The 12110-nt window shown below is 62.3% G+C and carries 7 protein-coding genes; 4 read left to right on the forward strand and 3 right to left on the reverse strand.

Features of this window, described 5'->3' with window-relative positions:
* Positions 1-1014: AAA family ATPase (locus R2855_06975; GenBank protein MEZ4530760.1), on the reverse strand; the 1014-nt coding region annotated here is incomplete at its 3' end.
* A 193-nt stretch (positions 1015-1207) separates the two neighbouring features.
* Here R2855_06975 and R2855_06980 point away from each other — a divergent pair.
* From R2855_06980 to R2855_06990, 3 genes are all read left to right on the forward strand, one after another.
* A complete protein-coding gene (locus R2855_06980) occupies positions 1208-2389 on the forward strand; it encodes a DUF309 domain-containing protein (protein MEZ4530761.1) in 1182 nt (393 codons plus the stop codon).
* Between the two features lie 334 nt (positions 2390-2723).
* Positions 2724-3203 (forward strand): hypothetical protein, encoded by a 480-nt coding sequence (locus R2855_06985; GenBank protein ID MEZ4530762.1) that lies wholly within the window; start codon positions 2724-2726, stop codon positions 3201-3203.
* Positions 3204-3416: 213 nt separating this feature from the next.
* Positions 3417-4019 carry a hypothetical protein gene (locus tag R2855_06990; protein ID MEZ4530763.1) on the forward strand — a complete coding sequence of 201 codons (603 nt, stop codon included), beginning with the start codon at positions 3417-3419 and terminating at the stop codon, positions 4017-4019.
* 1660 nt (positions 4020-5679) lie between these two features.
* Here the strand turns inward: R2855_06990 and R2855_06995 are convergent.
* Positions 5680-8622: a prealbumin-like fold domain-containing protein gene (locus R2855_06995; GenBank protein ID MEZ4530764.1), complete on the reverse strand. Its 2943-nt coding sequence runs from the start codon at positions 8620-8622 to the stop codon at positions 5680-5682.
* 454 nt (positions 8623-9076) lie between these two features.
* On the opposite strand from R2855_06995, the gene R2855_07000 reads away from it, so the two are divergent.
* Positions 9077-11164, forward strand: coding sequence for an APC family permease (locus tag R2855_07000; GenBank protein MEZ4530765.1), 2088 nt, complete (start codon positions 9077-9079; stop codon positions 11162-11164).
* A 42-nt stretch (positions 11165-11206) separates the two neighbouring features.
* On the opposite strand, the gene R2855_07005 is transcribed toward R2855_07000, so the two are convergent.
* Positions 11207-12103, reverse strand: coding sequence for a sulfurtransferase (locus R2855_07005; GenBank protein MEZ4530766.1), 897 nt, complete (start codon positions 12101-12103; stop codon positions 11207-11209).
* Positions 12104-12110: the final 7 nt, after the last annotated feature.

The following is a 12110-nucleotide window of genomic DNA, read 5'->3' on the forward strand; positions in this document are numbered from 1 at the left end:
AGCGGCGCGTTCTTCGAGATTGCGCTGGCCCTCGATCAGGTCCTCCCGGCGTCGATCGATAGCGGCGATCCGCTCTGCGGCCAGGTCGCGCTCATGCGCGAGTTGTTGGGCTTGCTCGGAGACAGATCGTAGGTGCGCGCTCTGGCGCGAGAAAGCGGCCTGGGCCACACGGGCGCACTCGCGGGCATCTTCGAGCTGCTCGAGCGCGGTATCGACGTTCGCTTGTGCCGTGTCCAGACGAGTCGACTCCATCTGGGTAGCCGTTTCGGCACGCTCCAGGCGCTCTCCGATCTCGATCAACAGGCCCTGGAAGTACGCTCGCTCGATCGATTTCAGCCGGTCATGGACGCCTTGCCATTCACGCGCCTGTTTCGCCGCGCGCTCCAGAGTGCGCAAGCGGGGCTCGACCTCGGCCAGCAGGTCGGCGATGCGGTCGGCGTTGTTTCGGGCATCGTTGAGGTTGCGCTCTGCCTCGTTGGCTTTCATCTGAAGACCAGCCAAATCGGCCGCATGCTCGAAGAGCCCGCGCCGCTCTTCGGCTCGTTGGCTGAGCGCCGCATCGACGAGGCCCTGGCCAACGACGGTATAGGATTGCCCGAGCGACGCAGTGAGTTGGTGGATGTCTTTCAGCCGGACCTTGCGGCCGTTGATGAGAAACTGATTCTCGCCTGAGCGCAACGAGCGGCGCGTGACGGTAACTTCTGAGAACTCGATCGGCAACCAGCCAGTGCTGTTGTCGAATGTCACCGTGACTTCAGCGAATCCACCCGGAGCGCGTCCATTGCCCCCGGCGAAGATGACGTCTTCGGTCTTCTTGCTGCGCAACAGCGAGTGACTTTGCTCGCCCAGCACCCAGCGAACACCGTCCGAAATATTCGACTTCCCGCTGCCGTTTGGTCCGATGACCGCGGTGATCCCCGGTTCGAAAAGAAATGTCGTGCGGTTGGCGAAGCTCTTGAACCCGTGCAGCTCGAGCCGAGTGAGGCGCGGCAATGCCTTTGCGTCTGCTGTCATCTTCCAGGGCGCTCGGGTACGGGTCGACGGGTCGAATAGTCGAAGGGCGATGGTACCATCCATTGCCTGTGCGTCACAATATGTAGCATTTGCGCAATCTCCAAGAATCGCCTCGGCGACACCGGGTCACGTTGACCAAACTCGGGTCTGCGGCGATTGGGTTGCGGTCACGGCGGAATGGACAGAGAGCCGGATGTTCATTGGCTGTTCCACGAACGGGTTTTATCCACAGCTCGGGGTCGCCGCGGCGCTGGCAGAGATCGGCGCGCTCGGCTTCACCCACGCTGAAGTCATGCTCTATCACCAGCGGCAATACACGGACGATGCGTTTCACGCCTACAGGCAGGCGGCCCGCGACGCCGGTGTGGAGATCGTGGCGCTCCATCTCGAACCCGATATGCATCTTCCATTCGATCCCGAGCCAGCAGTCGTATCAGACGCCTGGCGCAACTTCGACACAGCTATCGACGGCGCAGTGACGCTTGGTGCGCAGACGATCGTCTGGCAGGGTCCGATCCGCGAGGAGTATCCAATCGAATCCGGGGTCGAGCCGATGCTGGAGGTGGTGTTCGAGCTCGACCGGCGCTGTCAGACAGCAGGATTGCGGTTGGCGTTGGAAAATGCCGAGCCCGGTGTGCTCTCGACGGTGCGCGACTTCATCGAAATCGGTCCGCGGTTGCCGCCGTCCGTGGGGTTCGCATTCGATCCGCACCATGCGGCTGCCAGTCATGCAAACCCAATGCTGCTGCTGCGTCAGATGCAGGGACGGCTCTTCGACGTTCACCTGCGGGACATCGATGAGGACGGAAAACGTCCGGGCAATCTCCTGCCGGGTGATGGCACGCTACCCTGGTCAGCAATCCTGCGCGCGGTGCGAGGAGCCGGGTTTGACGGTCCGTTGATTCTGGAGTCGGCCTTGCAGCCAGATCCCGCGCAGAGCGTGGCGCGAGCCCGCGCGCTGCTCGATCCGCTCATCGCCCAAATCGATGCTGGTCTTGCTTCCTGCGCATCCAGTCCCCCGCCGGGAGTGCTGGAGGGTATTCGGCTCTTCAACGAGGGTCTCTATTACGAGTGCCATGAAGAGATCGAGCACGAGTGGCACGCGGAGACCGGCCCCATCCGCGATCTCTACCAGGGTATCTTGCAGATCGGTGTGGGGTTCCACCATGCCAGCAATGGCAACCTTCGTGGCGCCCGGCTCTTGCTCACGGATGGGCTGGACAAGCTCGGACGATTCCTGCCGGCCTGCATGGGAATCGATACACAGGCGCTCTGGGATGCCAGCGCCGCGCTGCTCGCAGATATCGAGCGCCGACTGGCAACCAAGTCTCCATCTCCACTCGTTCTCGTTTTCCCCTCGATTCAACTGACGTAAGCCAGCAGCCAACCGCTGCGCAACACATTCCACGACGCCACATCGAACCCGCGCGCCAGGAAGTAAACGAAAAGGGCCGTTCCGATAGTCGGAACGGCCCTTCTCGAAGGTCAGTGCTGTGGCCGGTTAGTTCCGGCGCTTCGGCATCTTGCGGAGGTGCAGTCCGAAGAGCGCGATCGCACTGGTGAGGATGACGAGGAGCAGCGCGCTGGTTCCGCCGAACATGCCACCTCCAGAACCGGTGCCTGGCAACGTTGGCGAGACCGTACCTGTCGGTCGCGGACCCGGTGTGTGGGTCTTCCACGGAGTCGGCGACTTGTGAACGACCGGTGTCTTGGTGGCCGTGCGCGACGGCGTCAACGTCGGCGGAACAATCTCCGGCGTATTCGTCGGGGTGTTCGTGGCCGTGTTGGTCGGCGTGTTCGTCGGCGTGTTCGTCGGCGTGTTCGTCGGCGTGTTCGTCGGCGTGTTCGTCGGCGTGTTCGTCGGCGTATTCGTCGGCGTGTTCGTCGGCGTTGTCGGCGTATTGGTCGGCGTATTCGTCGGCGTATTCGTCGGCGTGTTCGTCGGCGTGTTCGTCGGCGTATTCGTCGGCGTGTTCGTCGGCGTATTCGTCGGCGTGTTGGTCGGCGTATTCGTCGGCGTGTTGGTCGGCGTGTTCGTCGGCGTGTTCGTCGGCGTATTCGTCGGCGTGTTCGAAGGTGTACTTGTCGGAGACGGCGTATTCGTCACCGTTGGCGTGTTCGTCGGCGTCCAGGTCGGACCCGGTGTCGCGTTACAGATGAGCATGCCCCAGGCGGTGCCGAAAATTTGACCCTGGTTGTCGTAGTAGACAGCTAGCGCCCAAACGGTCTCGTACGGTCCGCTGAACTGATACAGGTATGTATCGTTCAGGAACGAGTACTCGTAATTACCGTCGAAGGTGAGCTTGGTCACATAGATGTCTGGCGCGCTTGTCGACCCAACCACCTGCGCGATCACGCTGTAGTTGAACCCACCGACATCAGTGCCGCAGAAGACTTCGAGCGTGCCATCTGGCAGTGATGCGGTCGGCGTCACCGTTGGCGTAAAGGTCTTGGTCGGCGTGCTCGTCGCGGTCGACGTTGCCGTCGCGGTGGCGGTCCGTGTGTTCGAGGGGGTCGGGGTATTCGTAATCGACGGGGTCGGCGTGATGGTGCGCGTTGCCGTCGCGGTGCGCGTCGCGGTATGCGTGCGCGATGGGGTCGGGGTGTTCGTAATCGACGGGGTCGGCGTGATGGTGCGCGTCTGCGTGATCGACGGGGTCGGCGTGATGGTCCGCGTCGCGGTCCTCGTTCGAGTCGCGGTCCTGGTTCGAGTCGCTGTCCTGGTATTGGAGGCCGTCGGCGTATTGGTAATCGACGGGGTCGGCGTAATGGTCCGTGTGTTCGACGCCGTCGGCGTGGCAGTTGCCGTGCGCGTTGCCGTGCGGGTATTCGTCGGCGTGCTGGTAGCCGTCCTGGTAGCCGAGGCGGTTGGCGTCGCGGTCGGCTCCGGAGCGCAGGTGCCTCGCAGGTTGAACGTCACGCTCGGTGTGGTTCCATCGTTGGCCACGTATCGAGCCGAAACGCCAATTCCGCCATACGCGCCATATCCCCAAGCCTGCGAATAGGGCAACGGAATAGGTGGCGGAGCGGTCAAGTTGACGGTATCGACTATGGTCACGTTGTCGAGCGCATAGACGGTGACCTGGATGCGATCGACAGTCCATCCGGCCGCTGGTTGCACGAGTGCCGAGACGCGGCGACTGTTCGGATCCGACAGGCTCACTGCGCATCCGATCTGCACGGAGTTCGCCGGCGGCGGCGCAGTGTCGGCCGCCTGCACGATCTCATCCGGAGTCGGGGTGGAGGTGGCGGTTGGCGTCGTCGTATTCAGATCGCCCGAGGTCGACGTGCCCACGGGTGGCTCTTCCGAACAGAGATCGCCCACACCGTCCCCATCGGAGTCGGCCTGGTCGATATTCGAGATATTGGGGCAGTTGTCGATATCGTCCGGAACAGAGTCGAGGTCGGAATCGTTTGGAACAGCTGTCGGATCCGGAGTATCGCAGGCGTCGCCAGTGCCATTGCTGTTCGAATCGGCCTGGTCCGGATTTGCCACGGCCGGGCAGTTGTCATCGATGTCGGCTATCCCGTCTGCATCGGAGTCGACCGGTGGAGGCGGCACGTTGCACTGATTCGTTGGATCATTCAGGCATTCGTCGATATCGTCAGCAATTCCGTCGCCATCGGTATCGGCCGGCGGAGGCGGTACGTTGCACTGATTCGTCGGATCATTGAGGCATTCGTCGATATCGTCAGCAATTCCGTCGCCATCGGTATCGGCCGGCGCAGTGCACTGATTGGTCGGATCGTTGGGGCATTCGTCGATTCCGTCGGCAATGCCGTCTCCATCGGAATCGACCACCTGGGGCACGTCTTCCTGAACCTGAATCTGCGAGTCAGTCGTTTGCTGACTCGCCAGCGCAGCTTCGCATTGATTGGACGCGTCGTCGGGACAGAGATCGTCCTTGTCGACGATCGTGTCCCCATCGCGATCCTGCGTGTCCTGAGCGAGCACGCTCGTGCTGGCGCCATTCGTCCCCGTGATCACCGGCCCAGCGACGGGAGCCGCGAGCGCAATGAGGACGAACAAGAGCGGAATGACTCTTGTGAATGTGAGTTTCGGCGTCTTCATACACATGCTTCCCGGCAGTCGTTCGAATTTGCAACACCAGCCACGCGGCACAAGCAGGCCGGTCCGGCCACCCCGCGTCATTCCGGAAAATCACGCAGGAGGCGGTATGCTGCTCTCAGCCACTGGTACGGACCAGTGGCAAATTCTCGGCTAGCTGCGCACTTTAGCAGGCTCTACGCGAAATTGCAAGCAGTTGTATACACAAATCCGAAAATTCGATATTGGTTACCGATTGCAACGAACTCGGCCACCATCAACCATCTACCTGCAGCGGAAATGACCTTTGCAATGTTTTCCGCCACATTGCGTATTGCTTGGCATGTACGTTCTGGCCGCGCAATAGCCGCATGCGCGCTTTACGCCGAGGCGCAGTTGTTACAACACCCAGTTTCCGGTCAGAATCCTCGAGTACCACACCATCTGCGGCGAACCCACTCTTCGGAGGTCACCGATCGTCTGCAGCCAGGGCTCCAGTTCCCCAACCGAAAAGAAACGAGCTGGGATGATCCCAGCTCGCATTCGCGTTCTCTCGACTGAACCGGCCCATCGAAACGACTCTGCTGCCCGCGTCCGCCTGCGACCAGCCAGGCCGGTCAACGCGCAGGCTCGTCCCCTCTGCGTGATCTGGCTGCGTCGTCCGTGGCCTCTCTGTGCTGAACAGCCGCCTGATGCAGCCCATGCCGCACGACCAGCGCAATACCCAATGTCGCAATCGCGGCAAAGAGCAGTTGCCACGCCTTGTCATCGTCGAACGGCACGCGCGAAGCAACGCCTGTCTGCCCTGTCCCGGTGCTGGGCAAATTGTCGACGCTCTGCAACGAACAGTTGTAAATGTAGACGTGGTTCTCGCCACCGCTCTGGACCAGTACATTGCCAGCCGAATCGACCCGGTCCGCTTCGGCATGACACCAGTCACCGGTCGTTTCGTCCAGGTTGTACGCGCCATTGGCGAGATGGGTAAAGGTCAGTACGCCGCTGGCGTTGGTCGATCCCACCGCGATCGGCGCTCCGGACGCCGTCGCCAGCGAGAACCCGACCGGCGCGGATTCCGCCACGCAGTCTGTTTCCCAGTTGTATTGGGAGATCGATTTGCCCTGGCAGAGGAACTTGTGCACCGTGATCGAGCCGGAGTTCTGGCCGGGCGTTACCGTCGGGGACCCTGGGGGAATGTTGTACCAGGCGCAATCGACATCGACGCCACCCGGCAACTCGAGCACGACGCTCATACTCTGCTGGTCCTGATAGGCGAAAGCGAAGGCTTGTCCCCCGGCTACGCAGGAAACGACGTAGACAGCCACATTGGTCCCGGAGGGAGGAAGATTGGTGATCGTGTAGGTTCCCGGAATCAGCCCTTCGAACGCAGCGAATCCCTGCGCATCGGTCAACGCATCCAGTTCGTCCCAACCGTTGCGATCGACCAGCACGGTCGCCCCCGCCAGGGGAGCGTTGCCGCAACGAGCGGCGTAGTTGGTTGTCGTTCCAGGGGGGCAAAGGTAGTTCGTCACCGTGAGGGTGTCCGAATACCCACTGGCATTGTAGGGAACGTTGAACCACTGACAGAGGTACGAGGGCTGATTCGCATCGATGGCAAGCTGCACGCTGTTGTGACCGGCGTAGGGCAGCTCGCCACCTTCGACACCGCAAAAGACGTAGGCATCGTTGAAGTCGCCCGGAATGCTGGAGACGAGACCGTAGGTATTGCTCGGCAACGACTCGAAGAGCACAGTCCCAACCCCGGCCGATCCTGTTGTGAGGGTCACGCTCTCCGCGCCGACCGGCGTCAGAGTGAATTGTGTCGTCCCGGTACTGGGCACACAGGCGTTCAGGAACGCGTTTCTCGGAGTCGTTTCGTCCGCGACCATGTTGAACGCGCACTGGTAGCTGGTGACCTGCAACGTGGTGGACGCATCCAGTTGTGGAACGACGTACCAATCGCAGACGATGCCCATCCCCGCGGCAAGCTCGACGTAGGCAATGGCGTTGTCTTGCAAACTCACCGGGACGGGTTCATCAGAATCGGCCATCGAGCAATAGACCACCACCGCAGCGCTCGACAGATCGGCCACCGGCGAATAGAACGCCTCGATCGAATAGCTTCCCGCGGCCAGGTCTGAAAAATCGATCACCCCGGGGCCAGGAACCTGGGGCACCACTGTTTGCCCTTCGCCGGCAAGACCGCCTTCGGACCGGATCTGCACGGTGATCCCTCCGATCCCGTCACCGTGGCAGGTGTCATAGAGCGCGTCGAGATTGGAACCGGGCGGGCAGAAGAGCGTGTGGACTTCGATGGAAGCGTCGTCGGCCGCCGGCTCTACGGGAATCGGCGTGACGTACCAATCGCACGTCACCACCTGGCCGCCGGTCAGGTCGAGCGCCAGCGTGCCGGTCGCGTCATCGAACGCGGAAGGAACCTCGACGAAAGCATCGTCGGAGCAATAGGCGCTGATCGTGGAGCGATCGGCAAGACTGGCGCCGACAGTGTAGGCCCCGTTCGCCAAGCTGGTGAAGCTGGCGACGCCTGGTCCTGGCAAGACCGGCAGCGACGTTGCAATCGTGCCGCTGAATCCGTTGGTCGAGCTGAGCTGGACCGGGATGCCCGCCACGCCATTGCCATGGCAATCGTCATAGATCGTCTCGGCCGGCACATACCCGGCGGGACACTCGGCAATGTGGATATCCAGGGTCGAAGTGGCCGCGGGTTCCACCGCTTCCATAGTCGGCTCCGCTTGGACAGGGCCGCCCGGCGCGGTGAAGAAATCGCACGAAACGCGGTTTCCGTTGAGCGAAATCGTCCCGACGCCATTCGACAGTGTTATTGGAACGACCGACGACGGTTCCGGGCTGGTCGGGTAGTTGGCGGTGTCGTACACGAGGCAGAACACCGACGATGCGGCGTTGTCGTCTTGTTGAATGGTGTAGTCCCCGGCCGGCAACCCGACCACCGGGGCGCGTCCGGGGATGCCATACATGCTGGCGACAGGATTCCACGATTGGCCAGTAGCGATCGAGGTGATCGTGAAACCAGTGCCGTCATCGACGCCGGTGCAACCGTCCCGCCAGGGACCGTAGTCATCAGCCGGGCCAGTGAATCCGTCGGGGCAGGACATGGCGTAGAGCGCAATGGCCCCGAGCCCACAGTCTGGATTGTCCTGGGTACTGAAGGAGAGCGAGACCGTCTCGCCAGCCAGGAGTGGATCGGTGATTTGCGGTTCGGGGGCCGTAGCGCAGGCAGGCGGTGTTTCTTCGATCACCGTGAAGCTGCTGCCTTGCGGGTCGACGTCAACGGCAAAGGCGACATAGCCGTTCAGGTCGGTTTCCAAAGGGCCGTAGATCACGCCGCTCTCACTTGTGACCTGGAAACGAGTGAAGGGCGCGGGAAGTCCGGTGCCGGCGTCGATATTGGTGATTTCGATGGTGGCGGTGCCTTGCGCAGACGCGGGAGGGGCGTTCGTTAGCGATGGCAGCGTCGCCAGCACGGCCACCAGCACAATGAGCAATCGAAGCATGCGCGCTTGTCCGAACGCAACCAGCCTCATATGGAACCTCCCGCGGGGTTTGGTCGAGGGGGAATCGGCCGCGCCAGCTCGCGTGCCGTCCATTCAGTAGCCCGGCTGCAACCGGGAAACCGACCTCTCTTTGTATGAACGCCGCAGCGCGCAGATCGTTTCGCAACGCAGTCCGGGAGTGCCAGAAGGCCAGGGCGTGGCGGGCGCGAACGGGGAATGCAACAAGGATCCGCGCGGGGCATCCCGAGCATACCACGTCCAACCGGGCTATCCCCTATCATTCCGCACCGGCGCCGAAGCTGAACGTTTCATTATCCGCGCGCCGAAGGAACAGACTATGCCGTCGGGCGCCGATCCGACTTCCCCCAACTCATCACCGGCGGGTTCCGACGCCACGGACGGCAAGCAGCCGCCAAGACGCCCAACCGTCTACAAACCAAAGCGACAGTCGCCCTCAGGAGATCCCGGACGAGAACCAGCCGGGTTGAACCTTCCTGCGGATCCGTACCGGCCAGAACCGGCGTTCCGCAAGCCGGAATCGCGCCTCCAGGGCGATTTCACCGGCAAGCAACAGGTGCTCGGCTCCCACATCGGCGACCGTTATGTGCGCGTCGTCCGGCAGAAGACGGAAGATTTCGATCGAGCAGGTCCAGGGCACCTGGTCGCCACCGAGGATGCATCCGAAGCGCGCGGCCCGGTAGGTCGCGGCTGGCGTCGCATCAAGCGCGTCCTGATCGGCGCGCCGATGACGACCGCCTCGGCCGAGCACCAGCGGCTGTCCAATGCCAAAGCACTGGCCGTCCTCTCGTCGGACGCGCTCTCGTCCGTCGCCTACGCCACCGAGGAAATCCTGCGCGTGCTTTTCGTCGCCGGTGGCTTGCTGGCGCTCTCGAAGAGTCTTCCCATCGGCGCGGCCATCGTCGCGTTGCTGATCGTCGTGGGCATCTCGTACCGACAGACGATCAAGGCGTATCCACAAGGCGGCGGCGCATACATCGTCGCGAAGGACAACCTGGGTGAGCTTCCATCGCTCACGGCGGGAGCAGCGCTGCTCACGGACTACGTCCTCACCGTTGCCGTGAGCATCGCAGCCGCAGTCGCAGCCATGTCCTCCGCGCTGCCCGAACTCAACGAGCATCGGGTGCTGATTGGTGTCCTGCTGATCCTGTTCGTCACGACGGTGAATTTGCGCGGCCTGAGCGAATCAGGCACCATCTTCTCGATTCCTACGTATCTCTTCCTCTTGGGCATCTTTGCCATGCTCGGCATCGGGTTCGTGCGGAACGCCGCGGCGGGGTTCCCCGTACACGACCCCGTCCTGACGGAAGCCGAAGGCGCTGGGCTAGGCGCTGTGGGCGCATTGGTCATGTTGCGCGCATTCGCCTCCGGGAGCGCCGCGCTGACTGGCGTAGAGGCCATCTCGGACGGGGTGCCCGCCTTCCGCAAACCCGAATATGTCAACGCACGCAAGACCCTGACCGTCATGATCGCCATTTTGGCGATCACCTTTGCCGGCATCACGTTTCTGGCCCATCAATATGGCGCGGTGCCGCTCGATCAAGCCGAACCGAACTACCAAACGGTCGTTTCCCAGATTGCCCGGCAGGTCTTCGGTGGCACGAACGCCGCGTACTACTATCTTCAGTTCACCACGATGGCAATTCTGGTGCTGGCGGCAAACACGGCCTATTCCGACTTTCCCCGGTTGGCGTACTTCCTGGCGCGCGATTCGTACATCCCGCGCCAGTACACATATCGTGGCGACCGCCTGGCGTACACCACCGGCATCGTGACCCTTGGCCTGATGGCGAGTCTGGTGCTCTCGATCTTCGGCGGCGAAACCGAGCGGTTGATTCCGCTCTATGCGCTCGGCGTCTTCCTCTCCTTCACGATTTCACAAACAGGTATGTGCGTCCGCTGGGTGCGCAAGAAGGAGCCAGGCTGGCAAATGGGTCTGGCTGTGAACATGGTCGGAGCAACCGTCACCGGTATCGTGGCCGTGATCGTTGTCTTCACGAAGTTCACCCACGGGGCCTGGATCATCTGCATCATCATCCCCATGCTCATTCTGCTGATGCGGGGGATCCACAAGCACTACAACCGGGCTGCGGCCGAGCTCGCCGTTTCCACTCCGCTCGATCCGCGCGACATCCACCACACCGTCATCGTGCCAGTTTCACAGCTCAACCGCGTGGCGCGGCAAACGCTTGCCTACGCCCGCTCGATCTCGGACAACGTGACGGCGGTGCATGTCAGCGACAACAGCGAGGAACTGGACGAGTTCCAGAAGAAATGGGAACAGATCGGCACCGATATTCCGCTCATCCTGATCGAATCGCCCTATCGCGCGCTGATCGGTCCACTCATGAGCTATCTGGACGAAGTCGAACGGCAACGCCCGGGAGACACCATCACGGTGGTCTTGCCGGAGTTTGTGGCTCATCACCTCTGGGAGCACATCCTGCACAATCAGACGGCGCTGCGCTTGAAAGCCGCGCTCCTCTTCCGCCCTGGCACGGTCGTCACCAGCGTGCCATACCATCTCGATAGCGATGTTGCGGCGGTAGAGTGACCCGTTGGGTCAGTGGACGTTCCCGCTCCCTCGTCCCGAGAGCTAGCTTCCCGCGCCTTGCTCCACAGGACGTGTCGGGTCGGCGGTCCACTCGGCGTAGGACCCGCTAAAGAGCGCGACCTCCTCGTACCCGATGAGGCGCAGCGTGAAATAGAGCGCGGCGGAGCGAACACCGGTCGAGCAATACGGAATTACGCGCTTGTCCGGCGTGACGTCGAGGGCCGCAAACGCGGCGCGCAACTCCTCGGCCGGTTTCCATAGAGGTGGTTGCTTGTCCACGACAACATCGGTAAAGGGAAAGAGGACCGCGCCGGGAATGTGCCCTACGGCGTATTCGTCCGGTGTCCGAGCATCGACGAGCACAGTGTCAGGGTCGTCGAGGGCGGCAACCACTTGATCGACCGTGGCAATCGCCGCGTCATCGGGCTGACCGACGTATGGCTCCGGCGCGGCAATCGGCGTCGTGGCGCCAGTCTCCAGTTCTCCACCGAACGACGTCCAGGCAGGCAGACCGCCGTTCAGGATGCGGATGTCCGCATGGCCCAACTGATACAGAATCCACCAAAGTCGAGGAGCGTAGATCGTTCCGCCGTCGTAGATGACCACCGTGTCGGAACGCTCGATCCCGAGTTTCGTCACGAGCATTTCCATCTGGTCGCGCCAATCGTCGATTCGCGCCGATTCGGTCAATGCGAGGTCGGGCCAATCGACCTGCACCGCGCCCGGAATGTGCCCCTGCTCGAACTCGTCCGGTGGAGCAAGCGCAATGACCGCCAGCGACTCCTCACCGAGATGGGCAGCAAGCCAGGCGGGATCCGCCAGCCATTCCGCATGCGCGTATCCGCTTGGAGTGGCGACTGGCGTGGCCGCCACCGCCACAGTCATGCGCGACGCAAATCCAACGGTCAGTGCGCCAGCAAGGAATGCGCGTCGATTCACCAGCGCC

The organism is Thermomicrobiales bacterium (genome assembly GCA_041390825.1).
GTDB lineage: Bacteria > Chloroflexota > Chloroflexia > Thermomicrobiales > UBA6265 > JAMLHN01.

Excerpts from the sequence above, each read along its gene's own strand:
- R2855_06980 (MEZ4530761.1), top strand. The coding sequence starts at position 1,208 with ATGTTCATTGGCTGTTCCACGAACGGGTTTTATCCACAGCTCGGGGTC.
- R2855_06995 (MEZ4530764.1), bottom strand. The coding sequence starts at position 8,622 with ATGAGGCTGGTTGCGTTCGGACAAGCGCGCATGCTTCGATTGCTCATT.